Source organism: Paenibacillus jamilae (assembly GCF_050482105.1).
Lineage (GTDB): Bacteria > Bacillota > Bacilli > Paenibacillales > Paenibacillaceae > Paenibacillus > Paenibacillus jamilae_B.
Genome location: NZ_JBCNHI010000020.1, coordinates 782,737 through 809,614, shown reverse-complemented (window position 1 = coordinate 809,614; position 26,878 = coordinate 782,737). Strand labels below are relative to the sequence as shown.

18 protein-coding genes are annotated in these 26,878 nt (G+C 46.2%); 3 read left to right on the top strand and 15 right to left on the bottom strand.

Features of this window, described 5'->3' with window-relative positions; all coding sequences use genetic code 11:
- Nucleotides 1–94: 94 nt before the first annotated feature.
- From ABEW32_RS22660 to ABEW32_RS22630, 7 genes are read right to left on the bottom strand one after another with little or no spacing between them, the layout of a single operon-like run.
- Nucleotides 95–3,118: a GAP1-N2 domain-containing protein gene (locus ABEW32_RS22660; RefSeq protein WP_430191972.1), complete on the bottom strand. Its 3,024-nt coding sequence runs from the start codon at nt 3,116–3,118 to the stop codon at nt 95–97.
- The gene (locus tag ABEW32_RS22655) at nt 3,115–4,380 is read right to left on the bottom strand and encodes a TRAFAC clade GTPase domain-containing protein (protein ID WP_430191970.1); all 1,266 of its coding nucleotides are present in this window, start codon (nt 4,378–4,380) and stop codon (nt 3,115–3,117) included. Before ABEW32_RS22655 ends, ABEW32_RS22660 begins: the two co-directional genes overlap by 4 nt.
- A 16-nt stretch (nt 4,381–4,396) precedes the next feature.
- On the bottom strand, nt 4,397–5,041 hold the full coding sequence (locus ABEW32_RS22650; protein WP_430191968.1) for a beta-mannanase: 645 nt from the start codon (nt 5,039–5,041) through the stop codon (nt 4,397–4,399).
- Between the two features lie 18 nt (nt 5,042–5,059).
- Nucleotides 5,060–6,349 carry a vWA domain-containing protein gene (locus ABEW32_RS22645; protein ID WP_430191966.1) on the bottom strand — a complete coding sequence of 430 codons (1,290 nt, stop codon included), beginning with the start codon at nt 6,347–6,349 and terminating at the stop codon, nt 5,060–5,062.
- 45 nt (nt 6,350–6,394) lie between these two features.
- Nucleotides 6,395–8,761, bottom strand: a complete 2,367-nt coding sequence (locus ABEW32_RS22640; RefSeq protein WP_430191965.1) for a transcription initiation factor TFIID — start codon at nt 8,759–8,761, stop codon at nt 6,395–6,397.
- A 2-nt stretch (nt 8,762–8,763) separates the two neighbouring features.
- On the bottom strand, nt 8,764–12,153 hold the full coding sequence (locus ABEW32_RS22635) for a tubulin-like doman-containing protein (protein WP_430191963.1): 3,390 nt from the start codon (nt 12,151–12,153) through the stop codon (nt 8,764–8,766).
- Nucleotides 12,154–12,177: 24 nt separating this feature from the next.
- Nucleotides 12,178–13,980, bottom strand: coding sequence for a vWA domain-containing protein (locus ABEW32_RS22630; RefSeq protein ID WP_430191961.1), 1,803 nt, complete (start codon nt 13,978–13,980; stop codon nt 12,178–12,180).
- A gap of 300 nt (nt 13,981–14,280) precedes the next feature.
- Here ABEW32_RS22630 and ABEW32_RS22625 point away from each other — a divergent pair, with 300 nt between their 5' ends.
- Both ABEW32_RS22625 and ABEW32_RS22620 read left to right on the top strand, forming a co-directional pair.
- Nucleotides 14,281–14,433: a hypothetical protein gene (locus tag ABEW32_RS22625; RefSeq protein WP_430191959.1), complete on the top strand. Its 153-nt coding sequence runs from the start codon at nt 14,281–14,283 to the stop codon at nt 14,431–14,433.
- Nucleotides 14,426–15,343 (top strand): hypothetical protein, encoded by a 918-nt coding sequence (locus tag ABEW32_RS22620; RefSeq protein ID WP_430191957.1) that lies wholly within the window; start codon nt 14,426–14,428, stop codon nt 15,341–15,343. Before ABEW32_RS22625 ends, ABEW32_RS22620 begins: the two co-directional genes overlap by 8 nt.
- A 138-nt stretch (nt 15,344–15,481) precedes the next feature.
- Here the strand turns inward: ABEW32_RS22620 and ABEW32_RS22615 are convergent, their stop codons facing one another.
- From ABEW32_RS22615 to ABEW32_RS22605, 3 genes are all read right to left on the bottom strand, one after another.
- Nucleotides 15,482–18,238 (bottom strand): PHB depolymerase family esterase, encoded by a 2,757-nt coding sequence (locus ABEW32_RS22615; protein ID WP_430191955.1) that lies wholly within the window; start codon nt 18,236–18,238, stop codon nt 15,482–15,484.
- 193 nt (nt 18,239–18,431) lie between these two features.
- Nucleotides 18,432–19,562, bottom strand: a complete 1,131-nt coding sequence (locus ABEW32_RS22610; RefSeq protein WP_430191953.1) for a bifunctional cystathionine gamma-lyase/homocysteine desulfhydrase — start codon at nt 19,560–19,562, stop codon at nt 18,432–18,434.
- A gap of 1 nt (nt 19,563) precedes the next feature.
- The gene (locus ABEW32_RS22605; RefSeq protein WP_063212712.1) at nt 19,564–20,487 is read right to left on the bottom strand and encodes a PLP-dependent cysteine synthase family protein; all 924 of its coding nucleotides are present in this window, start codon (nt 20,485–20,487) and stop codon (nt 19,564–19,566) included.
- A 253-nt stretch (nt 20,488–20,740) separates the two neighbouring features.
- Between ABEW32_RS22605 and ABEW32_RS22600 the strand changes: the two genes are divergently transcribed.
- Nucleotides 20,741–21,103, top strand: a complete 363-nt coding sequence (locus tag ABEW32_RS22600; RefSeq protein ID WP_430191951.1) for a hypothetical protein — start codon at nt 20,741–20,743, stop codon at nt 21,101–21,103.
- A gap of 115 nt (nt 21,104–21,218) precedes the next feature.
- Here the strand turns inward: ABEW32_RS22600 and ABEW32_RS22595 are convergent, their stop codons facing one another.
- The 5 genes from ABEW32_RS22595 to ABEW32_RS22575 form a co-directional block, all read right to left on the bottom strand.
- On the bottom strand, nt 21,219–21,518 hold the full coding sequence (locus tag ABEW32_RS22595; protein WP_430191949.1) for a DUF6509 family protein: 300 nt from the start codon (nt 21,516–21,518) through the stop codon (nt 21,219–21,221).
- Nucleotides 21,512–23,479 (bottom strand): ATP-dependent DNA helicase, encoded by a 1,968-nt coding sequence (locus ABEW32_RS22590; protein ID WP_430191947.1) that lies wholly within the window; start codon nt 23,477–23,479, stop codon nt 21,512–21,514. The genes ABEW32_RS22595 and ABEW32_RS22590 overlap by 7 nt, the downstream gene beginning before the upstream one ends.
- Nucleotides 23,480–23,703: 224 nt before the next feature.
- The gene (locus ABEW32_RS22585) at nt 23,704–24,708 is read right to left on the bottom strand and encodes an ABC transporter substrate-binding protein (RefSeq protein WP_430191945.1); all 1,005 of its coding nucleotides are present in this window, start codon (nt 24,706–24,708) and stop codon (nt 23,704–23,706) included.
- 100 nt (nt 24,709–24,808) lie between these two features.
- Complete coding sequence (locus ABEW32_RS22580; protein WP_430191944.1) at nt 24,809–25,327, bottom strand: RDD family protein; 519 nt, start codon at nt 25,325–25,327, stop codon at nt 24,809–24,811.
- 397 nt (nt 25,328–25,724) lie between these two features.
- On the bottom strand, nt 25,725–26,861 hold the full coding sequence (locus ABEW32_RS22575; protein WP_430191942.1) for a glycoside hydrolase family 88 protein: 1,137 nt from the start codon (nt 26,859–26,861) through the stop codon (nt 25,725–25,727).
- Nucleotides 26,862–26,878: the final 17 nt, after the last annotated feature.

The window sequence follows — 26,878 nt, the reverse complement described above, 5'->3', positions numbered from 1 at the left end:
TTCAAATTTACGAAAACATTCTATATATAAACTTATACATAAAAAACGGGCCCTAAAAGGAACCCGTCTTTTTATCATCTTATAGTTGCTTACTTTACAGCTTTACTTGAACCAGCGGATAATCTTTTCCATCAACAGTAACCGTGCTATCATCATTCAGCTCCAGACGCTGCCAAAGAGTCAACAGTGTACGATAAGGATACTTGTCGAGGTCATATTCTGTGGTCCCTGTAGTATTATCGGACGTGCTGGTCGTGGTGTTATCGGTTGCTATACCGCTACCCTTAGTAGATATCTCTGAAGTCGTGCCTCCGTCCGTGTTGCCTGTCACAGCTCCAGTCTGATCAGCGCTTTTTCCCTGGGATGTATCACTCCGAGTTGTAGAACCACTGCCTGTGGATTCTCCATTTGCTGTGGTATTTTTAGGAGCAATGCCTCCGGCGTTAACATCACCGGACGTATCATTGTTAGCTTTACTGGCTGCTTCCTTGTCGTTCTGTTCAGCAAGCGTAAAATTTTCGTATGAGTGCTCCTGTTGATCAGCGCCGACAATGACGAGTTTTTTGGGCTTAAATTCTGCCTGCTCTGCTGATGTTTGAAATGCAAACAACAGCTTGACCATTTTGGTTGTGGACTTGGTGTTAGGTATATGCGTCACTATGGCAGTAGGCTCCTCTTTTACAGGCACTGTAGGCTCTACAGGCTGTTGTACAGGCTTTGGAGCAGCAGCAGGTGTTGGTGTGTCAATAGATCCAATGACCCCGCCTGCTTTCAAACCGCCTAATGTACCTGCAATGACGATTAATACAATCCCCGAAATCACCCCGCCTTTACGGAAACGACGAAGCGTTTTGACCAAAGACGTATCTGTCTCACGCTTTGCTGACTGATAGAAACTTTTAAAAACAGGCCTAGCTGGTTCAAAATATTGGCGCCACAGCGTTTTTTTATGCAGTCCCTCTCGCCCTTCCTTTTGGAAGAATACAAGCAATGCACGCCGATAGGCTGGTTCAAAACCACCACGTGGAGTAGCAAACTCAGCATGTTCTTCTGACCAGCGGATAAAACGGTACATCGTATCGTTATCCTTCGCCCATTTGCGGATCGAACTGACCAGGCGAGCAAAATCCATTATTCCTTCTCCTGACCCGTCAGAACGATAGAAAGCTGGCAATAGACGGGCAAAATGGCCTTCTGCAAGCTGCTGAGGCAACCAACCGTAAGCCCAATCCTGCACCTTTTCTACTTCACCTGGCTCTAGGCCGTCAAGCACCGATGGCTCTGGGTCTTCCGTGTTAAACCAATCATAAGCTGCAATCAACCGCACTGCTTGTCCCTTGAGCGGAGCTGGTAGCTTGCCAACCCACTGCACCAAATCAGGCCGTGTGAAAAACGGAATTTGTACAACTTGATCAGGGGATATTTCCTTTAGCTCCACTTCAGTGAGCAAGTACCGATCTGATGCTTCCTGCAAGCGCTCTGTCAATCCGGATTGCTCCAGCGGGGACAATGTGCCTACGGCAGAACTACTGTTCCATTGCCGCAAGCGCTGGTGAATCGCAGCCACAGCCTCTACAGGCCTTCTCTCAGCACGCAGCTTGCCCATCAACGCAGATTCGGCCAGAAGCTGAAAATCGGCATTCGCCGACACTTCGATATACCGACTACCCCATTCATGCACCACGGCCAGCAGACCCTTTGCATCAGTTGTTCTTTTCATCTGACTATCCATGTAGGGTATAAATAGCATTTTGGTAAGCGCCGGATTACCCAGTACTTTCGTAAAATAGGCTTTTCCTAATGACGGATTTTCTTCAATCGTATGATAAATGTACGTGACCGCTTCCGTATTCTTGGCAGTATAAGCGTTGTTTAGCGAACGGATTAAATATTCCACCAGCCGATTTTCACTACTGCGTGCATGAGCTTTATAATAGTCCTTGAAGCAATCAACCAGCCCTACATCAGGAATGTACCCATCCTTCACCCGATCAAACTCATGATCAAAAAAGGACAGAAACAGATCATTCAGCCGCATTTTACGTGGTAGCGCATCGGATGGCGATAAATAATCAGTCAAGCTTCGTAACACAGCGATTCGTTGCTCGTTGTATAATGACCGCTCTCCCTGCTCAATTCTGTACAGCGTAATGAGCTCATGATAGCTGGAAGGCATGAGTTCACGCCCTGCCTCCATGCCTGTCAGCATTTGCTCGGCAAATTTGAGAAAATCGTCCGGTGCTCCGCCATTCAGCAGTGTACGGACAATCCAGTCAAAATACGGCTGTTTCACCTGCTCTATATCCACATTAAGTATTCGACTATGACTAGACAGGTCAAATACAAAGTCCTTTTCCACATTCCGATCGCCGGGACGTAGACTGAAAGGCTCCACGAACATTAAGTGAATGCCTTTTCTGCTGTTCGGTTCCTGCGCATATGTAAGAAATCCGAGTCTGTTCCGAAATGCATAAGGCAGTGCCGCATACAATACACCCAGCAGCTGCTTGGCTGAAGATGCTACCGCTTCTGCCGGAACATTCAGCGCCACATATACCTTTTTGCGACCCGCAGCTGACATCATCACTGCGTAAAGAAGCTGCTTGAATACTTCTTCGCTCAGCTGTAATTGAGCCAGCACGGCAGACGGGTCAACAGCAGGAAATACACTTCCACCCGGTAGACGCTCTAATTCCGGCAATTCCGTTCCCTGCTCAATGTCATAGGTATCGACAAACGAAGTGTTCAGCCACTGCTTGTAATCAGACGGAGACTCTCCATGTCCGGCCGGAATCACGTAGTTATGCGTAAAAAAGGCGCTTCGTAACCCAGTGAAATCCGCTGCCTTATAAATACTGCGCCCGAGCACTACATCCCCTGATTCCGTCCGTACAAGGTGTAGAGCTTCTGGATAGACACTCTCCTGCTTCTCGCCACGCGCTGTCAACGCCGCAGGTGCATCATACACACATAAAGGATGCAACACCTTTTTTATAAATGAAGCATCCAGCCCTTTGGAATTAGCCACAGTATCAAAGCCTTCGGTAGAACGGAAAATACCGCGCCGTTCCCGTGTGTACATTTGTTGCTGTATCATATGAGAGGTAGAATAACTCACTGCGATTCTCTCCCCTCAATGTACTTCAGCTTATAGAGCAGCCAAATGAACGGCTCATCTACACGGATGGGACTAACCAACCCCTGCAGCTTTTGTTCCACTGGATTGCTGCCAAGAGCAGACACCGCGAAATAGGCTGTATCTGTAAAATATACATCCATTGTGCCCTTGAACGGTTTATCCACCTTTTCGATAAAGCGCCGAACTTCGCCATCAATGTTCGCAAACTCATCCAAATCCATGTATTTGCGATGTTCCATTGGATTAAAAATATTGCTGTTTGTCTTGATATATGTGCCTTCTTCATCTGCCAGCGCAGTAAGCATATCGCTTTTGGTCAGGACCACAGCGGTTGGAATGTCCGTCTTGCCTTTCTCCTGGTATGCAATAAAGTCACCGAACATCGTAAGTACGACATCACGTGGTTCATCATATTGCGAGACAAATTCACCAGGCTTATCGCCAAGATTAATCTTGATCCGTTCCCGGATAGAACGAATTTGCAAGGGATCGACCATAAAAAGAATACCCGCAGAATTCTTAATATGCTGTCCATGCAGTCCCAGATAGTCCTGATCAACCATCCCTTCACCAGCCACATCAAAAAATACCAATGTCAGTGGCGGCTTTTCCTCATCCTTAAATACAAACTGGAAAATAAAAGGCTCCTGCATCTTTTCCTTTTGCGTTGATGTAAGCAGATCGCCTCGTTCAAATAGTGGTTCCTCGTACATGGTGCGGAACTTGCGGCTGATCTCTGCATTGAGCGGCATGCAAGCCGCGTCAAAATGATCGGCTGTCACATGCTGAAGCGTGTGAATCAGCGAGGTCATATATACAGATTTCCCCGCCTGCGAAGCTCCAATAATTGAAATGATGTTGCTCGGCACTTTGCCTGCGGTCACAGGCAGCTCGTTATGGCAGTGTGGACACAGTCGATGACGGGTCAGCTCCCCGTAACGGTCCGTAAGACCTGTCAGGACGTGATCTGAATACAAGCGATGCTCCTCAGGTACATCATAGGGATGAAGAATTGCCTCCATATCATGTACACTATCCAAGCCAAAACGCTCCCGATATTTGTTCAATAGCTCATCTTCACCCAAAGCATAATCCTCATCATCTTCACGGTGATGTGAAGCGCGGAATACCACTTCCTCCGGGGAGAATTTACTGAAGCAATAAGGGCACACAATATCATAAAATAACGGCCTTGGCTCTGCCTGTGGCTTTCTTCTGAATAAATTGCTAAGAAAACTCATCGGTTTTGGCCTCCTTTCATTCAGGGACTAACTCATATATCGTGCCATACTTCTGACCGTCCGTAAAAAACAGCCGCACATACTCATCTCCCCCCACTTCAATAGCGGGTAAGACATTCCGTCCTGCGGCAAAGGATGCCGTGAACGGATACAAGGTTCCATCTTCCCGGTCTGCCGGATAGCCACCACGCTTCTTCACGTAGCAAAGCGCCTCCTGCGGAACAGGGACTTCGGCTGTCACCTGAATTTGGACTGTTTTGCGGCTGCGAAACCAGCTTTTTTTATGGTGAACCGCATATTTAATTTTAGCTCTCCCCGTACTCAGCTCCAGCTGGTTGGCTCCGTCTTGCTGACGGATTACGAAGGTGTCACCATTCTCCCGAACAGCCGGGTATACGGTATAACGCACACGTCCAATGCCTTCAATTCGATCTCGGTAACTGCCAGCAGCCTTATATTCCTCGCGTGTAAAAAGTTTCAGCTTAGAAAAAGGCAGTGCTTCATTCTGCCCATTCATACCTGCATCGGTTGATTGTTTGGCAATATATACTACAGCTGCTCCTTCAGGCCACTGCCAGCGTAACACGACCTGATTATCGTCAATTTTGTGACTCAGCTCCGAAATAACAGGATCACCGGGCTGTGCATCCTTATACTGCATATGTTCCAGCCTCCAGTTCTAAAATCCACTACTGCGTCGATTGCGCGTTGGCCCTTCCGGCGCCCCTCTTCGGTGGCCTGATGGCCCACCTTGACTTCCACCACCAGAAGATCGGCGAGTATTTTCCGCAATCGGCAGAATAAGTGAAAAGACAGCAATAAGAGACGCCAGTACGAGCGCTGCTAGCAAACGAATCATCAAGTCACCTATAGGTGAGCCAGATAACCCCTTTTCCAAAATCAAGCCAGCGAGCAAGCCGGCTGGAACTCCACCAATCGCGAAATTCCGCGCCAAAAAACGGTTATCAAACATCAGCCCAAGTGCCAGTCCCAATAGAACCCCGATAATAACCAGAGCCGTTACACGATAAATGGCAAAATACACACTGTCGGCATACTCACCTGTCCGCTCCGTTACCAGCGTGCGATCACCGATCTTGTCATATATTTTACCAAATGCCTGCGTAAGTCCTTGGGCATTAGCCACATTGGAATAAGTTCCGCCCGTTAAGTTAGCAATATTTTGCAATAAAGCTATACCCTCCGATTCTGCCAGCTTCAGCCCGATTGTATTAATCGGAATCTGACGGTCAATGTAAGGAGCCAATGCAGTTTGCGTATCCAGTTCGCTAAAGCCGTCAGAGAGCATAATAACGAGAGAACCTTTTTCCGCATTGCCTTGGGTTTCAATCTCCTTGATCGTCTCGTCCAAAGCAAGCCCGATGTCTGTACCGGCTGACATTATAGTTTGCATGCTATCGATTTTGGAATAAACCGCTTGCTTCTCTGCGTCTGTGCCAACGGGAGTGAATGGCTGTACCAACTGCGCAGTGGATTCAAATGAAACAATGGCTACGCGCTTGTCTCCATCCATTTGCCCAATTAGACTCTTGGCAGCCGTTAGGCGTTCATTATCGGGATCTGTTTGCTGCATACTCCCAGAATTATCAATCACAAGCACGAGATCCTGTACACTCTTGCGCCCTTCAGGGTTAACCTGATAACCCAGTTCCAATAATAGACCTGCCACGAACAACATGACGAGTGTAGCAGGTACTAGCAATTTCCAGGACAATCCAGAGTATCGTTGTCGCCAGGAATGTCCATTTAAGTGTGGTGAAATCAGTTCGCCGATAAGGCAGCCTAGACCAATACACAATGTCATGATGCCAAAATACAGCCCGACCACGATAATATGCGGCCAGTGGCCTATCAATTTGTGAAGAATAAGCTCTCCCAAGATGAAGCCCACTACAGCGCCCAGCAAGCCGAACACCAATAGGAGAACGTTAAATTTACGTTGCTTCATAAGATTCGTTGCTTCCTTCCATCATTAAAGTAGGATAATATGTGGCTACCGCAATTCCGGCAACCGGTTCACGTCGATTCCATGAAACACGAAACCATTCGCAGTATAAGTCTCATAATACGTTTTGCCGTTGCGGTAAACCATCAGATCCTCCAGATGGAAGCCGCCCATCAAATGCAGTTTTTCCACCCCACTGCTGCGACGCTCATGCACAAAACCCAGCTTGTAAATTCGCGAAGTAATGTCCACGTCCATCGCATAAGGGAGAAATTCACCTTCGTAGTCACCAAAGAAATACTTTTCTTCATACCGATGCTCATGGGTATAGTCAAGCAAACGTACATTAATTCCGCCATGCTCTTCCAACGTTTGATACAGCTTTTTAAACAGCTCATCCTTCGGAACGACCAGCCGATTTTCATATGCAGCAGCTACATTAGCACGTCGTAATAATTCTTCTTCGAATGTCTGATTAAACGGTTGTGAGCTAAGAATCAAGGTACGGCAGGTCTGCGTAAGTCTATCCACCAGCGCAGACAGACCTTCATCCAGCAGCCCAGATACAGGTCCCATATGCCGGGTGTCAAAGAATATAGATTTCCCCCGCTTGCTTTCCAGCTCACGCATGACATCCTCCGTCACACGCTCATAATACTCGAACAGGTTTTGGCCTGTGTAACTGTCAGCTTGCCGAATACTGTCCGTTGCAGCTTGATGCAAATCACGCTCCAGGTTGGCAAGCTGTACTGTAATATGCTTCGCCTGTGCATGCCACTTTTCCAGTGCCAGTTCATAGCGGCGAAGTAGCTCCAAATCCACTTGAATCCGCAGCATGTGCATTTTATGCCCATAGACTGTTTCAGTCAGGTAACGGATCAAGCTGCGCACATTATGTTTATCCATAAGTGGCAGCCGTTGAAAGGGCTGATCCTCTACTCGTCCGCTGTACAAGGCATCCAGTTCGGCTGCACTAATCTGCAAATCATTGGACGTATCACGAATCAGTCCTCGAACAGCTGTAAGTACATTCCCTGTTTGATTTTCATCCGTCCAAGCTGTCAGCTCGAAAAAGCCGATTTGAGGATGTTCCTTAGCCGCTTCGTTTACGGCCACCTGCAAACGCATATCCGCCTGAAAATCTCCCAAGCGCTTATGTACGATCCGTTCGCAGTTGTCGCGGAAAAAGGCTTCGCAACCCTGACCAAACAAGGCTTCCTCTGCCTCACGCAATGTCATTCGTTTCAGCGAGCCGTAACTGGCTCCGCTTGTCATTAGTGCGCTCATGTCCATGATCGCCTCATTGCCAGGAACTAGATCATTTCGCGTGCGACTGCGCTCAGCAGCATCTAAACCAAAATAATTCAGCTTATCGCGTATGTCCCATTCCTGCTCTGTTTTCATACGCTCTAACAGCTTCACATAAAAGTGATACAACACCGTAAGCGCAATCGACTGATTAGGTCGGTTAACCCGGGAAAATCCGGCCGACACATAACCCTGCCGCCCGGATTCCGTCATGATGTTATTTTTAAAAGATGTATTATTGTAGCCCCCATCCTGTGACCGATAGGAATCCCCTGCCTGATAACGGTTTTTAAGAAGCTGAATGTGACAAATAATATCACAGCTCTCGCGCAAGCTATTCGGCACCGTTACGCCTCGCTCGTTCTTGTCAGACAGCACATAGACAAGATCGAACAACGGAGATGGAGCATGGGATACCGGGATGGTCAATTTGTCCTCGGTCATATGGAGCGGTGCGGTGAACGTATATGCTGGGCTCTGAATATAGTCCAACTCCCGCATAAAAGCAACGGACGTTGCACTACTGTAGCCGAATTGAGCAACCTGATCGCTTTCACTCACCAACACATACAGATCCATTTGTACCGATTTAAAAGATTGCGCAAAAATATACTCTGCCAACAGTGTAATTTCAGGAATTAGTACGTTCATGGGATCATCCGCTGTTGTCAAGATCGACAAATGTACACGCTCGAATGAGGAATACAACCGACCGTAATCTGCTAGATGTCCACTGGCCCGGCGCAACGCGGTGTTAAGTTCAATTAGCTTTGATTCATGTGTATAAAAAGCCTGGTGCAGGTCACGGCGTAGCGTTTGATGGCTACTTTCTTCGGGTACTGCTATCGTATGAACAATGGCATCCACCGAACGGTCTACAGCCGCATGTTCTTCCTGCGAGCAAATCTGAATATAGGTTACCCCTCTGCTGTTATCCCACTTGGTCCGGTTGATATCTGCAATTGTGTTCATCACCGGGCTCATGCGATCGCCGATAAAAAGAAACACGGACGGGAAATGGATGCTGCTGCGTCCATCCCCGCTTCCGATTAATTGGTCCTCTGCGGCTGCATAGTCAGCCGCATAACGTAACAGCTGCTCTCTCATACTTACTTCAACTTTCTACGAATGTCGTTTAATTTTCCAGCCATTTGAGCATAAAATGCATAAAGTTCCGCTCCATTAGCCAGCTCTACCTTTTCATATTCCAATTGATTGCGAGCCTCTGTGTAGATGGCAGCCAGCTCATCCAACTTCGACAGCAGTGGTGTAATATCCTCAGATGAAGTCAGTACAGCATCACGGCGATCCGCCTTGCGCATTAGAGCTGCAAATTTCTTTTCATCCAGCCCGCGGAAGTTTGTAAACACTTCAAACTCCACGTAATTGCGGCTTTTCATGACGTTGGCAAACGGCTCCCAGGCTTCTTCCTCTTCATCACGATCATAGACGTACAAAGCGCCTTTTTTCGTAATTGTATCTGTATAGAGTGCCTGAATGAACTGATCCAACCATTTTTCTTCATCCTGATATTTGCTCAGCAGTGCTTCCAGTTCGGCGGCTTTTGCTTCGATTTGTACATATTTCGCCAGTTCATCACGAACCACCTGCGTTAGCTCTGGTGAACGGATCAGGTTTTCCTTCGCCATCTCTTCATTGATGCTGCCAAAAATATCCTTGCTTCCGGCCTGATCAAGCCCTTCAGCCAGTAGGCGCTTCAGCTCAGACCATGCTCTTTTCACCTCACCCAAATTCGGCTTGGATTCCTGCAAGCGCATATCATAGCCTGCCAGCAGTGCATTCAGATCTAGCGCTTGTGAGCGGATTACAGTAAAGCGGCTGCTTGTATTTTGATCAACATCCTTCTCCCGAATCACGCCGAGTGACTTGGCCCGGTCGAAATCATTACGAATGCGGGCATTGTGAGCTTGCACACGCGAGTTGACGTAAGTTTCTCCCCATGATTTTTCAGGAATCGGCGACGGCAGATTCGTCCAGTTGTTCTGTCCTGTCTGCACCAGATGTCGGCCAATACCCTCACGGTCAAGAATGGTTTTCTCATAGCTCTCTTCATACACTTTGAGCGGTGTATATACAAACAGAGGAACACCATTACGCGTATTGAGCCAGAAAATCCGGTTACGAACTTCACTTTCTTTAATAGTAAAGTGCGATTTACCAATGGCATTATTTTGATAATTGCGAACGCCTTTCAGGATATTAGGCGACTGTACAGGTACCGAAACGAATCCCCATGAGGGGAAGTACAAATTGCCAGAACTGTTACTCAGATGGAAGACAGGTACAGCCTCCTCATCCAGCTTGCTTGCAATGTAACGCTCCACAAATTTTTCAATCGCTTCGTCCTGCCCATACTTCATGACCAGGAAATCTTCCATGGAACGAGTAATGAGATCGCCAAATTTGTCAGTCAAGAAATTGGAGATCGAGCTGATGATGTCCATATCCTGATCCTTCACCCATTGGTCTGAATTTTCCAGCAATTCTTGGGCAAAATCACGAATCAAATCGTCACCATTGCGGTTATCCAGCAGCTTGGTCACAACTTCCGAAATATCCGGTACACTTACCAAATTCCAATAGTACGTTTTGTTGCCTTTATGATCGGACTGCTCCTCGCCGTTAATCAGCAAATCACCATTCTTCTCGAAAATGGCACTCAGCGCGTTCAAAATTTCAGTAAATACATTATAAATGCGGTTATTTTCTTTGTTTAGCAGGTCATACAAGTCTTCATAAAATTCAATGAGCTGCTCTGTACGTTCCACATCAGCCCGCAGCCAATATTCGTTGATTTTTGCTTCAATATAAGCATTTTTCTTTTTATCCTTGGATACAAATGCGCTCTTGGCATCACCCAGCTTCTCGTTCGCCTGCTCACGCGCCCATTCAATATCCGTTGGAATCCGGTGCAGTGATTCACGCAGCGCTTCAACATAGGAAAGCAGCATTTTCAGCAAGCTAAATCCTTTTTCAGTATAAATCATGCGGGATACATAAAACGGCCCTTGCTCAGGATGCAGGAACATACGGCGGATTTGATCCGTAAACTGTCCTACAATTTCGCCAGGAAGCTGTTTCTTTGCTTTGATATATTCTTCGCGAGCGCGCGTCAGGAACGTTTGCTCCAGTTCGGTATCCATATTTACGACTTGCATTTTAACAACATTGTTATAACTTAACCGCTCACTGTTTTCAAAACCCGGAAGGGGTTCAGGTACACGGGATTCAAAGTTTTTGATCATGCTATCCAGATCGACACCCAGCTTGCGGGCAAACTTCTCTACGTCCTCCTGATTCGGCGCTTGCTCAAACATTTTGGACATTTTACCAAACATCCGGTAAGCCAGGTATGTCGTCATTTCCTCCATCGGCAGCACTGCCGAGGAAGCTCCGATAATATTGTAATCGTAGTTTGCCGGATACGCCTTATTCATTTGTGCGATATTGGTACGAATGTTGCTGATATAGTCATGAATGGCGAACTCTTCGCCCGACTGTTTTTCCTCACTCGCCATAAAGTTGGTAATGTTCTCGGCGGTGACATTCATGCAGTAATCATAAGCATTTTCCAGCAGTTTGCCTTCTGTATTCGTAGCCGAAATAAGGTGACACAGATTAAACGGAGGCAGCGGCGAGTTTACAGTCAAAATGTTACCGTACTGTTGCTTAAAGCGTTCGCCACGACTGTCCACATTCATCCAGTAGTCCAGCTCTTTCAATGCAGCATAGCCGTTCTTTTTAATATATTCACGCGTATGCTCGCTCAGGCTTTTATTCGCCAGATTAATATCCGGCGTGAACAGATAGCCCAGTGTGTTAACACGGTCTACACCAGCGGAACCGTAATCGCGCTCAATGATGCCTCGGACGATATATGAGATATCGAGGAAAGTACCACTCCCTGTACCGCCGGACAATCCAGACAGCAGGAATACCATAAGCTTCTTATTAGTGCCTTCAGACAGGGTTTTGATTTTTTTGTCAATGCTTTGTACGACCTGATTGATTTTGGTGAACAATAACAACCGTCCAGCCTGACGTACCCCTGCTGCCCCGTTCATACCGTCGGTAATGCTTAGCTCAGGAGACAGCCAGTCAGTGATATATGGCTCTAGAATACTGCGATTTTGCAGCAATCCACCGATTTCTGCATTGGACAGCAATACAAATTCATTGATAGGGTCCAAACCAATCCCTTTGTATTTTTTGTTGCGGTCTTGTTCATTCGTTTCAAAAGCGAGAAATTCGACATTATCCGGCTTCTCGCTCTTTTTCTTGGAAATCGGATCTGCTGGCAGCTTAAATCTGCGATTGATTTGATATTTCAGGCGGAGAAGGGCATCAATCCCCGTTCCTCCAAGCCCGATAATTAAAATAGGATTATCAATGGTGTCTACTCTGATCTTATCGCTTACGATCCCTCCGCCGAGTGATACGTCTAATTGTTGGATATGCTCTCTAACTACTGGTTTCATAGATATGACCTCCTAAGGGTTCGTTTAGCTGTTTACTGAAATAAACTCCAGTAAAATGGTTTTGTCCACACTAGCCAGCGGGATCGTCAGACGATCACCGTTTTTCAGTTCAAGACCGTTGCCTGTGTCCACAGCGCGCCCGGATTTTTCAATCGTAATCTCCGGAGTACTACGCACCACAATGCGATCCTGGTTCGCTGGCGTGAACACGACCTTATCGGTTCCAGCAAATTCCGGCGCCAGTTGCAGCAACTGGTGTAAATTGAATTTGCCCCGGAAGGTGTTCAGCTTCTTATACTGCGGGTATGTTTTTTCGCCGGTATTTTCATCCCGGATTTCCAGTACGATTTGGCCGACAAAGCCACGATTGGCTTTTTTAATAGTCTTCCAGATGAAATATGCCGCCACTAGCAGAACAAGCAGTCCCACACCCAAAAGAATGAATGGCAGCAGCTTAGACTTTTCAGCAGGCGTCGTAGGCTGAGCTGTGCCAGTATTTGTACCGCTTGCTGCTCCAGCTTTGGCACTGATGGTTACAGGCTGCGTTTCACGGTAAAAGCTCTTTTCCTCTGCTCTGACGGTTAGTTCATAGTCATGCTCATCAGGAATCGTATAGGAGCCAGTAAAAGCATCCCCTGCGTTAGTCAAGGGCACTTCATTCGTTGTACCACTATCAAGATCCTTAACCTTCAGGACAGCATTCATATTCGCATACAATTCCTGATCCTGATACGGCTGGTTATTGCTCGTCAGATAGGAACGAATTTGAACCGTGTCACCTTTTTTGTATGTTTTCGCAGGCAGTGCGTCCAGCTTCAATTCCAAATCATAGTTAAATACCAGATTAATATCAATCTTATCCTGCTGCACTCCCTTGACCTGAAGCTTCCAGTCCCCAGCCACCGGCTTGAGCAATTTAATCAACGAGTAGCTTTTGGACTTGGACAGCAGTACATCGCTCGAAGGAATCGACTTCGTATTGCCCGACGGATCTATTAGCCTCGCGTCCACTGGTTTCGAGGACATGATCGAAATGTTCGCTTCCAGCACGCTATCGTTTGGTACGGTTACTGTAACGTCCTGATAGTCGCCGTTGGCCGTAATGGACTGCAATGGCACTACTTTCAATTTCAGATTACTGGCGAAAATTTCACTCAAAATGTTTGGCAAATCGTCTGCCGAGCTTGTAATAAAGGACTTACCGCCCGTTTGCTGCGCGATGTCGGCGAGTTTATTTTTATTCAGCTTTCCATCTGCATTCAAACCGATGGTATAGATCGGCACACCGCTTTTTTTAGCCTCGGCGACAGCCTGTGCCATATCCTGAGTGGATTGGCTTTCAGTTCGGCCTGTCGTCTTATTAAAATCGTTGTTACCATCAGCTAACATAACGATCATAGGCGCATGTCCGGCTGTTTTGCCATCCTGTAAAATACGGATCGCTTCCTTGACACCTACGGAGGTGTCAGTATACGCCCCCCGGTTCAGCCCGTCAATAAATGTCTTCAATTCCTGCTTATCTGCTTCGGATGAAATATTAAGCAAGGCTTTCTCTCGCTGTACGACATCCGTATACGCTACAATCCCAACCTTGTCATTTTGCGTTGACAACATATCAATAAACATTTTCATGGCTTCGTTGCCAATTTTCCCAGGATCACTGGTGTTCATCGAATTACTTACATCGACTACCAGCACCGCATCCACTTTAGAAGCTGAGGGTGAAGCTGCATTCACCGTCTGTGGCTGCCAGGCTGCAATCGAAGTCATGATCATTGTACATATGATTCCGATGACCAAAAACCATTTTCTGTCTCTACTAAACATCGCTTGTACCCCTTTGCCGATTAATTCTCATTCTAAATTACAGTTGTACTCCACTACTATTAAATTATAATGAGTTTTACATGAGCGCCAGCTGAAAATCCTGCCCGAGAAGCCCGAATGCGACCAAAAAGCCTATTATACCGCGAGATTTTACCAATATCCTGCAGTAATGATATAATTATACCCCAACAAGGGCAATCGGGCACCAGCCTTCTCCTTTATACGACAAAAATAACCCTAGCGAAACCCGCACATGTAAAATAGTAAAATAAAAATCTAAGTAGAAAGAGGAAGTACACTATGATCTCATACGGATGTCTGGCGATTATGTTTCTTTTTGTCGTCATTAAATCACTAACCTACTATATACATAAAAAACGCGCCCCGTCGATTACACAAATCGACACCGAGCTTCTTGCGCTGCTGAATCGGAGAAGTGAGCACAATGAATAGTTCCAAGCAGGCTGTGCAATTTCGCACTTTTACCCGTACAGAGCATGCCTTCCAAAAGCTGAAAGTCTGCAAGCGCTGCGGACAATTCACCGCCCTTTGGGAAGAGAAATGTACATCATGTGGTCGAGATACGCTGGTTCCTGTAGAGCAGTATGCCAGACTCAGAGCCAAACGTTATTTTCATAAAGACCTTGCCGTCGGCATCGTGCTGCTGGCTGCTTCTGTCTTTTTCGGTCACTCGCCACAGCAAATGCTACTATGTGGTATCGTCGGTGCGCTTCTCCTATTGCCCTTGATCCTTTTACAGCAGCGCATTGCTCCCTATGAACAGCGTAGGCAGCTTATACGACTATTCAGAGGCCGTATAGGACAGATCCAGGAAGGGTTGAACGTCAATCATAAGAACGCAGTTGCCCTGCGGCAGCTTAGTGAGCGTGTCTGCTATGAAATGCTACGCGAGATTGCCGTACTCATTCACAATGATCGGATAAGACTTCAGCAGGTCGCTTTGCTGCAATCATTTGTTCTTCGCAAGGACATGGAATTAACGCTCGATCCTCTCCTGATCAAAAGCTTTGAACCCCTTATGGTCAGATACATTGGTGAGGTTGCAAGACTGAATCGCGAGCTGATTAAAGATCGGACATTCCGATATGTGGCTTTTTATGAGCGCCGTATTTTGGAAATGGCAGGGGGCGAAGATATTCTCGTTCGCGTAGCCAGTGCCGCTGTTCGCAAAAAGCGCTACGTAGTCACCCATGCCGCATTCATTTCCAGATATGTTCGAAAGCTGCCAAAGGAACGAATCCAACGTTTATATCATATCATTCAGGAGAATCCGTTAGAACCCTTTGGAGATCTGGCCGACGAAGTAAAGATCATGTACCTAATGGAACAGTATAAGAGCTGAGCTACTACCACGCCCTTTTATATATGACGTAGACCAGCCAATGAATCACTGCAATGAACCAGTAAAAAACCGTCAGGATCGGCCAATGTGCCTCCAGACGGTTTTTTAATATAAATTATGATAACACTCTTGAGTTTTTCATTGACCTTGCAGTTTTTGCTGCGCATACCTAATGGATGTAAAATTGAATGCTCGTACTCCCTTGCTATCATATACAATAATCTCTTTATTCAAATACGGGTGTAGACCATTAAAATATCCAGGCATAATCAGTCTGCGCATAAAAAGATTTTTACCCAGCATACGTGGTGAATTGGTCGCTACGACAAGCAGCTGCTGGTTTGCAGACCATGGGCTAGGCTGAATATATGACAAACAGTACTCGCCTGCCGTAAAATCGTCACCCCATGTATACCCGTCCTCGGTACATGTAATTTGAAGATGAGCTTGATGCTTCTGAAGCAGCTCATGTCTGGACAAGCCTGAAGTGATGCAAATCACGTTGCTATCAGCAAGTGCTTTCTCTGAAATATCATTAGAAGACACCACCGGATAATGAACACCAATGTACGGGTTCCAGGTCGCTGTCCGCGGGCTGGCCAAGGCGTTCGCCGTTCGTTTCACCGCCTGTTCTTCCTCTGGTGTAGCATAGCTGGATGGAACAACGATATGAAGTCGATCCATGTAAACGCCAAGCACCCCCATACCATGATTCACATCATTTCTTCCCACGCTTTGTGAGCTGGCAATTTTCCTAGCTGCATCCGCTTTTTTTGTAGCGCCCTCTGCGCTCTCTCCCTCCCGTTCAGCGATCAAACGGTATTCAGGTGAGGGGCGTTTGGGCGATTGTGTTTTAACAAAGCGAAAGCGGTTGTATTCTCGCAAATCCAACATGAAAATGCGAGCTCCGATACGAACTTGGGCCAGCTCCTGAGACATGTCCTCTTGTGAGAGATGAATCACAAATTCTTCGGCGTGTACAGCTTCGATATCTAATTCACCTGTGGAGCTCATTTCGCCATGCAACTCGGCATATTCTTCATTTTCATCCATTCGCATTAATTCCAGCCAGTAAGCCCGATTATGTCTGGCTCGTTCTGTCCGGTAAACAATACGCTGAGGTACGGCAACTCTTTTCCATTGCATAAGCCAACCCAGTATGCCGTCCAAAAGTCTTAACTCATGTGTATCCCAATGATTAGACTGCCGCTCTACCACACCTTTAAAATGATTCGATGAAAGCTCTGTTACAGGGGCTGTGTATGCTTGAGCAAATAAGTAATCCTGATCTCCACACACATCCAATATTGGCATATTTAACAGATTTATTAGATGCTTGGGATGGGGTGTCCCTGAAATAACCGCAATAGCTGCAAACCGAGAAGGATAAGCCTGTGCCATCGCCCAGGCAGCATAAGCTCCATTCGAGTAACCCGTCAGGTAGATGCGCTCTTCGTCCACTCGGTACGCCTGCAGTATGACATCTAGCCCCTCCAAGAAGGCAGCTTCTCCAATATAACTGCCCAGCGTAACGCCACGACACGAAAAAGTAACAAATATAGCTTCCTCTTCCCAGCCTCGCCCAAAACCTCTATTCTGAAAATCCGGAAGTCCCAGCTCATATCGCTTGCCAGGCATCAGAACAATTAGAGGATACCGTCGCTCAGTCGTGTAGTTGCTGGGAAGCTGGATGGTATACCGTTGCAGACTATTGTCCAAACGGGAGACAAAAAAACCTTCACCAATGCCGTCAGCCATCAAAAAAATGTGTTCTTTCTGAAGTAACGATGGGGGCTGTGACTGTTGGGTATGTCCATGTATAAAAATTTGTTTTAATAGCTTGATATATTCACGCACCACCCGAGAATCCCAGACTTCAAAAGGGTCTTCCGGCAAATCCGTCAACCTGTTTAATTCTTCAAGCAGGCCTTCTATTTGTATTTTTTGTGCAGAATGAAGAGGATCTTTTGCGCAAGCTTGAATGTACTGGTCATACTCTTTCTGCAAGCCCTCCACGACGACTGACAAAGGCCGCACAAGTACCGAATACACAAAATGATGCTCTACAGCCTCATGATCCCGATATGTAACGGTGAAGTGCAGCATTCCCGTATTCCCAGTCTTCTCCTCATCCCAAGCATAGCTTTGCTCCTGTTCCCAATTTGCTGGAAACTGATCCAGCTTCCTGCCCTCATCATTCGTTACCTCGACCCATAACGTTTGATTTGAGGGAAGAAGTATCCGGTCCTTACGCAGCAAATAAAACAAAATCGGGCTGTCTTCTCCTGCCCTGCCAGCACTTTTCTCAACCTCTAACCAAGCCATATGATTACGTATATTACGCTCTACGAATTCACGATGCAGTTCTATCACATCTGGATCATCGCACACCTGTCTTCCACTGATACGAATAGAGCGGGCCTCATCAGGAATAAACGCAGCAATGATAACGACTGTATGATCACCTTCCTCCAGAAACAAGCGAAAGGGACCAGATTCGGCATATACCAATGTGCCATCTATCCAAATTTGTCCGGTTCCTTCAAACGGTCTGAAAATCACTTCCTGTGCCGTCATACAACGTAGATTTGAAACCAGCAAAAGTCTTTCTTGTTCAGCCAAAGGCGGAAAAACACCTAGATTCAGTTCAGAGGTCCGAGGGTCAAGCTCGGTTAATAATCGGCATGCTGCCTTTCCTCCTGCTGAAAGCTCGATTCCATCTTCACCACAAGCCTTTTCCAAATTCCATTCCTTTTGAGTAAAATGACTCGACCATTCCCTGCCTACACCACAATTCTCCGGAAGCTCGACTGGACCCACTGCATAAGCAGACGCCAGACGCACCGGATGATCCGACAGTACAGTAGTTGCTTTTTCCAGATGTGTGAACCTCATAACATTCCCCCTCCAGGTTTTTGTTTCCTCAGAGACGTAGCTGCGTTATATTCGGTTTAACCTTCAAATGAACTATATAAAACTATTCGTTGCCACCTCCGTGTACTCCTTTGTGCTTTCTAAAAAAGAAGCTATGCTCACAACAAAAAAGAGGCAGCTTCTGCTACCTCTCTTGATCATTGCACTTATTTTCTTACAATGCTGATTGCAAGTCTTCGATCAAATCCTCCAGATCTTCGATCCCCACCGAAATCCGCACTAATCCTTCGGTAATGCCAAGCTCTGCACGACGTTCTACTGGAATGGAGGCGTGCGTCATACGGGCCGGAACGCTAATCAGACTTTCAACCGCTCCCAGGCTCTCAGCCAGTGTAAAATACTGCACTTTTTTCAGGAGAGCAACCGCGTTGGCATCGCTACCTACATCAAAGGAAATGATGCCGCCAAAGCCTTCAGCTTGAGTTTTGGACAACTCGTGCTGTGCATGGCTTTCCAGTCCAGGGTAATATACCTTACTAACCTTCGGATGCTTTTCCAAAAAGGCTGCAATTTCCTTTGCATTTTTCTCGATTGCTTCCATACGCAGACCCAAGGTTTTGATACCACGAATCAATAACCAGGAATCCTGCGGGCCGAGAATACCACCAATGGCGTTTTGCAGAAAATGAAGCTGCTCGCCCAGCTCTTCACTGTTGACTACAGCCAAACCGGCTACAACATCGCTGTGTCCACCCAAATATTTGGTTGCGGAGTGAACGACGATGTCAGCCCCAAGTGTAATTGGCGTCTGCCAATAAGGGGTAGCAAATGTATTGTCCACAATCAACAAAAGCTCATGCTTTTTCACCAGTTCTGAAACTGCGCGAATATCGGTAACTTTCAACAGCGGGTTCGTTGGTGTTTCGACATACAATGCCTTCGTATTGGGACGGATTGCTTTGGAAATAGCCTCCAGATCAGTTGTATCTACAAATGTGGAATCAATCCCGATCCGACTAAGCACTTTACTTACAATACGATAAGTGCCCCCATATACATCATCGGTCAGCAAAATATGATCCCCTGCTTTAAACAAGGAAAATACTGCATGAATCGCTGCCATACCCGAACCGAAAGCAAAACCACGTTTGCCTTCCTCCAGTTCCTTGATCAGCTCTTCCAGCGCAAACCGGGTAGGGTTACCTGTACGCGAATATTCGTATCCCTTATGAACACCAATTTCCTCTTGCTCATAAGTACTTACCTGATAAATAGGAACGTTAACCGCGCCAGTATGAGGATCGGTAGGGAGTCCACCGTGAATCAGTTTTGTTTTGCGTCTCATTTTATATCCCGCCTTCATATATTTTTTTGCTCAGATAACGTTCACTGCTATCTGGGAAAATGGTAACAATATGTGCACCATCCGGTGCGCTCTCTGCTTCCAGTAAAGCAGCATGCAGGGCTGAACCGGAGGAACTGCCAACGAGGATACCCTCACGTTCCGCCAATTCCTTGACGCGGTTGAATGCGTCCACATCGCTAATGGTATGAATGGCATTAAAATAGCCTTTGTCTACAAACTCAGGGATCAATTCCATGCCGATTCCTTCTGTTTTATGAGGGCCTGACTCGCCACCATTCAAAATAGACCCTTCAGGCTCTACGATGACCGTTTTAATGGCTGCATTTTGCTCCTTAAGGTAACGCGAGGTTCCCATAAATGTGCCCCCCGAGCCTGCTCCTGCCACGAATACGTCGACTTTACCGTCCAGATCGTTCCAAATTTCAGGTCCCATTGTCGTATAATAAGCCTCTGGATTATCAGGATTGCTAAATTGCTGCGGCAAGTATGCATCTTTGATTTCAGCAGCCAATTGTTTTGTTTTTTCAATGGCTCCCTTCATTCCCTCACTTGTCGGGGTATGAACGATACGTGCTCCCAATGCCTTCATCAAGTCCTGCTTCTCTTGGCTGAACTTTTCAGGGACGGCAAAAATAACCGAGATATTATAATGAAGCGCAGCCATCGCAAGACCGATACCTGCATTACCTGCTGTTGCTTCTATTAAAGTCCCGCCCGGCTTTAGCTGGCCTGTCTTTAACGCTTTTTCAATTAGAGCCTTTCCCACCCGGTCCTTTACGCTACCGCCGGGGTTCATAAACTCCAGCTTGGCGAACAGGCGTATTCCTCTGGGTAGAGAATAGCTATTCAGCTCCACTAATGGCGTACGCCCGATGAGTTCAAGGGTATTGCGATATACATTCATAAATTCAAGCTCCTTTTAATGGCGAATCCAAAATAAACCAACGGTCAAAAATTAGCACGCATTGTCAGATACATTTAATGTCTTCTCCGAAAAAACATAGTAATACGGTAAGTATTGATGCAATAAGATTTTATGTGTATTTGAAGCTTTTGTCAAATGGACCATTCACAACACCCACACCCTTGATATCCTATCTCGATATGATGGTGATATCTATCAAAATACCCGCGGCTAACATAGGAGGATGTCATCTATGGGTAAGCAATGTTTAAAGATAGCTGCCGTATATTTTGCCCTCGGAATGCTGCTTAGTGTAATCATTGGCGTGTCGGATGATTATAGCCTGTCCCCTATTCAGTCTCATATCCATTTGCTGGGTTGGACGACTCTTGGGATTATTGGTCTAATCTATGTGGCCTTTCCCGCACTTTCAGCTACGGTTCTGGCACGTATCCACTTTTGGATACATAATATCGGTTTGCCATTGTTAATATTGGGGATTATCGGTAAAAATCACGCGATTGCAGAGGCTGAAATGTGGGTCGTTACGGGGTGGGTGTTACTTGCGGCGAGTGTTATGCTGTTTATGGTCAATGTATGGGACAGACTACGCTAGAGCAGAAAACTCTTCTTCACTGGGCATAGAAAAAAGGAGCCCGATCATGCCAAGGCTCCTTGTTATTCTCATTATAGGTTACAGTATATAGCTGTGCTAGCTAATGTCCTTATTATTAATTAACTGCTCCATCCTGTACATGCTCTTTACAGAAGTTCTCAACTGCTTGCAGCTCGTCCTCTTCAAGTTCAAGCTCAATGTAACGATCCGTTACTTTTTCAAACAATTCATACTTCAGCAGTCTTGTCTTTTCTTCGTCTACTAAATAAAGAGCCCGGATATATATCCCGTTTTCAGTATATAGCTCGTCGTCTTCCTCTACCTCTACCTCAATGATAAATTCATAACGCTGGCCACTCAAAATACCAAAAGCATCTTTAATTTGATCTACTGTGTATGCTGTAAAATTCAACATGTTTTTATTCCCTCCGGATTTCCTTTAATTACGGTGCATTCTACGCCCGCAGGCAGTAGCTGTTCAACTTGTGTGCGCACTTCTGGACGATTCAAATCCTGACCCATGATTGAGATCCAGCCCTGATCATTACGCGAGCGGATTAAACGCCCTATGCCTTGTCTGAGCCTAAGTGCCATGTGAGGCATATCTATCTCATTGAACGGATCTGCTGCATCCTTGCGCAGAGCCGTAAAAACCGGATCATTCGGAGGAAATGGCAGCGACCAGATGATAACATGGGACAGGGATGGTCCAGGGATGTCCAATCCTTCCCATAGTGTAATAGCGCACAACACACTTTCCTCATCATGCTGAAAAGCGGAGATCAGATGGCTGATTTCAGCCGAGCCTTCATACAGAAAACGATAGGCGGATGCCTCTGGGTAAGCTGCGAGACCCGTTTGGAATGCTGTCAGTTCCTCTTGAGAAGGAAACAGGATGAGCGCTCTTCCTTGCGATTTCTCCAGCAGCGCCAGCGCTCTCTCGATTGGGTTATGTCCTGTTTGCAGCGGGTACAGTGCCGCTTGCATCTGATCACTGTAGTCATAAGGTGAAGCGACAGAAAACGTTAGCGGGTTTTCAATACCCAGGCTCTGCGCCATATAGTCAAATGAACCCTCCACGGAAAGTGTAGCCGAAGAGAATACGATTGGAATATGCTGTGCAAATACTCGTTCTTTGAGAATCTCTTTTACCATCTTTGGCATAACTACAAGCGTTAATCCGCCCTGGTCCTCCGTCACCCACGAAATGAGAAGTTCAGGACGTTTAAACAAAGCCAAAGCCGTTTGAATCATTTCCAAATGCTCTTCTACAATTTTGACTTGATACTCATCCAGAGAGAATAACCCGCTTTCAAACACAAGCTCTTCCTCGATCGTGCCGATCAGTTCACCAAAACGGTTCACCTCCCGAATCAACGATTCATTCAGGATAAATTCCTTGCGATTAGACCCTTGCACTGGCTGACTGTTCTTATCCAGGGCGGCGAACAATGTCTCACTTTGAGAAATTGCATCTTCGATCGTCATCGCCAGCGATTCCCGCACTTCTCCCTCCAGCAGTCGGGTAATAATAGACTCAAATTGAGTGTGCTTAAGCTTGTAAGTAAGCGCATTTTGTGCCGCTGTCTCCAGCAAATGCCCTTCATCAAACACAACAGAACTGTGCTCCGGCAGCAACGGCAGCTGACCTTCACGCTTTCGCGCTTCGTAGGTCCAGACATGCTCCATGTAAAAGTCATGAGAGCAGATGACCAGATCTGCCGCTTTGCGGTAATGATCACGAGACAACGTCTGTCCGCAACGATGACGCTGATGACAAACGAGGCAGTCTTGAAATACATCCCATCCAAGTCTGTTCCACTGCCCATCGGTTAGCTCGGGATACTCTTTGCGGTTTCCGTATGGAGTAAAGGACTGTAACGTATCTGGAAAATGAACAAAATCAGGCAGGCCTTGGTAAATATCGCGGAAAACATCCGCGTCCTCATCCAACCCGCTTCGTACCTCATCCAGCTTGTTTAGGCAAATATATTGATCCGGCGACTTTCCCAATCGGGCATCAATCGTCAAGCTTAAGTGCCGCGCCAGCTTGGCGATATCTCCTTCTGGCTTCACCAGTTGTTCAATCAATGATTCATCCGCACAGGCGATAATCGCTGGTTTTCTCATATACCGGGCATATGCAATAGCGTACAGCAGGTATACTAGCGTTTTACCAGTACCTACACCTGCTTCCGCGAAAATGGTCTTTTTTTCCTTATAGGCACGTTCCAGCTGGAATGCCATATAAATTTGTTCATCTCGAACCTCAAAGCCGACTTCAGGCAAAACTTCATAAAATACATCTGCAATCCAGTCACTTGCCTGCTCAATAAACGGCTTGGACGGATCAAAGGCAAAAGGGTAAGTAGTCAATCGGGCTGTGCCTCCAATTCGTTCATAATGTGCATCCTTTCATTATAACGCAAAACAAGCTAAAAAGAACATGTAAACTGTAAGAACAACTTACATTTTTTATTTTTCCATGAAATTCTATAAAAGAAAGGACATCGAAGGGTTTGTTTGTAAGGACGTTACACTGCCCTAATGAAAAAACAAAGAAACCAGCGAATGCTTTCAGGTACTGGCTGGTTTCTTGTTTACTTTTGCTTCATCAAAGCTGGAATTTGTTCCAGCAATCTCTCTCTCGTAATGGCATCATCAAAATTCCAAGAGCTGTCGAGCGTATATACCCGTTTATTCTGAACAGCCGGAATTGTTTTCCACACTTCACTATTCATTAGATTTCTGGTTGTCACAATTGTTTCTTTGTCCTGATCCGACAGAATAAAAAGTTCATCCCCGATAAATGAAGGAAGCACCTCGTTAGAAATAGTGGCAAAACGCTCTTTTTTATCAATCAGGTCTGTCTGTACCTTGAGAGCTGGCATAAAACCGAGCATATCATACAACGACACGGATATACCCTGATGTCCCATAACATACAGATTATCCCCCATAACTAACAGCACTGTTGCTGTCTTTCCCGGCTTAATGTCGTCATCCAGCTTGGCCTTCATTTGTTTGACCTTCTCGTCATATAAGGTTTTAAACTGGTCTGCCTCTTTAGTTTTTCCAAGAAGTTTACCTAGCTCCTGCATACGTCCAAAAGTTTCCAGTTCGGAATTGAGAACCACCGTAGGTGCAATTTTAGCTAACGTATCAAGCGTCTTTACATCCCAATTGTCGAAAAGAATAAGGTCCGGTTTCAGCATCGTCACTTTCTCCAGATTCACCGGGGAGCCTATATCAGTAATATCCTTGGTGAGGTCTGCGTACACAATTTGTGACTGAATGACGCTCAGACTCGCACCCGCTGGACGTACACCCAAGGCAAGCAAATCCCCCGGATCACTACCTACATAAACAATCTTCTGCGGATTTACCGGAATCGTGACTTTACGTTTTTGAAAATCTGTATATTCCATGGTGGCCGGCGCTGTAGATGCCGTTTCATTTTGATCGGTGCTGTTGACAGCCTGTTCAGCTGTAAGAGAAGTTTGGGCACCATTTTCTTGTGAGCTACAAGCTGAAAGTACAATGGCTATAATGAGCATTACACTCATCAACACAGGGAGTCGAGGCGATATTTTTAGATGTTGCATATAATGTATCCTCCAAGCTATGTATTTTCATAGAAAATGATAATCATTATCATTCACCTTATACTACATAATAGTCCCATCTTCTGCAACGGCGATTTCCTTAATTCATCATATGAGAAGCTACTGGAGGCAAGGTCGATTGCTGCTCATGTCGCAGCAACTCTTTTTTATTTACAACTAAGGTGCTGGCACAAAGATCGTGGACTCCCTGTTTTTTCGCAGTAAAAGCGACCACAATGTAAATAAGACGTAAAATCACAAAAGAAATGGCTTTAATCCAGTAGCGCCCTGAGGCATGTAAGAATCCAAGACGCTTTCCTTCCTTATCTACAACAACTAAAGAGAACACAAGCTTACCTGGTGTTGCTCTTACCTTCGACGACTCCCATAATACACAGTACAGCCATGGCACCATGAGCCAAAAGATTAGCGGCCACCACATAAGCAGTACTTGTATGAACACCGTCTCCTTTATACCCAAAATATCGGGGATGATGTAAATTGCTCCCCCTATTGAAAGGATTATGGCAGTAAGGATGATCAGATCAATCACAAACGCTGCCGTTCTCACCCAAAATCCTCCGTAAATCTTTCTTACCCTATCACTTGTTACTGTCATAATGATGTATAACTCCTTTGCATTTGTTAAAATCCATTTTATTCCTTTACCCAAGGAGATATCATACGGTCACCTCCCTGAATTGTCAATTTACGAATAAACACTCATAAACAAGTGAAAAGACCTATTTCCATGCATTAAAATGAACATTTTTATAGGATTTAAGAGCTTATATACCGTGATTTCACTCTAATTAGGCACGAAATAAGCGCTGCTACAGTCTCTGATCTACCTACACGTAGTACTTTGGCATCGAATTAAATAAAATCCTTTTTTCCGCACAAAAAAACAGCGTATATGTAAACGAGATTACACACACGCTGCCTCACTATTTATTCCGTGGATGTGACAAGCAATAGCTCAGCTCGAATGAGCTTGTTCCTGTCTATCTTACTCACTATACTTTTCGCCGTTCAACACTAAACAAACCTTCTTCACCACGCAGCTTTGCCAACGCTTCGACAAAGAAATAATCACCGTAGATAATGGGCACATTGATGTGTTTTTGCTCAGGATAATGTACGGTTCCGTTCATCAGCAATCCCTCATGTTCTTCGCCCCACGCCGTACATGTGTGATGCAAGCCCTTAAGGATGGATTCTGCAGCTTTGGTAAATGGCTCCGCACGTGTCGAATACTTTGCCAGTTCCAGCAAACCACTGGCGGCAATGGCCGCAGCTGACGAATCCCATGCTTCGCGGTGCCCTTCTACTGCTCTAAAATCCCATACAGGCAAGCACGCATCGTCCAGCTGGGACAGGAAAAAGTCAGCCGTGTTCTCGGCCACCTTTAAATAACGCGAATCGCGCGTGTACCCGTATGACAGCGCAAAACCGTACAGCGCCCAAGACGTGCCACGTGCCCAGGCGGAACCGGGAGCAAATCCCTGTCCGCCATGTTCGGCGACCTTTTTTCCAATCTCCGGATCGAACTCAATCACATGCGCGATGGAGTCGTCCGAACGAATGAACTCACGTGCCACCGTATCTGCGTGCTGGACAGCGAGAGCCGCAAAGCGTGGATCTCCACTTTCCTCCGAGGCCCAATAGAGCAAGGGTAAATTCATCATACTGTCTATAATGGCAACCCCCCGTGTATCCATTTCCTTCGAGTGGAAGTTCCACGCGCGAATAAAGCGGCCATTCACGTTAAAACGGGCGGCCAGCAGATTAGCAGCCAACAATCCCCGTCTTCTGGACTCTGCATCTCCAGTTAGCCGATGAGCGGCCACACCGCTAAGCAGCCAAATAAAGCCAAGATCATGGTCTACAGCTTCACTATTGTAGAGTATTTTTTCCAATCGAGCCTCGCAGCGTTGTGCAATTTTGTCGGTCTCCCAGTCAGGACGTGCCCGATGGGCTAGCCACAGCAGCCCGGGATAAAAGCCTGCTGTCCACCATGCTTCCTCACAATTATCATAACGTCCACCCTCTGCAACATGTGGAAAGGCGTCCCCCAGTCTTGCCGCCAAGGCAAGTGTTTTATCCAATGCCAGCTCCCATGATTGTTCCAGCCATGCTTCTGATTTTGTCATTCCTTTTTCCTCTCCCT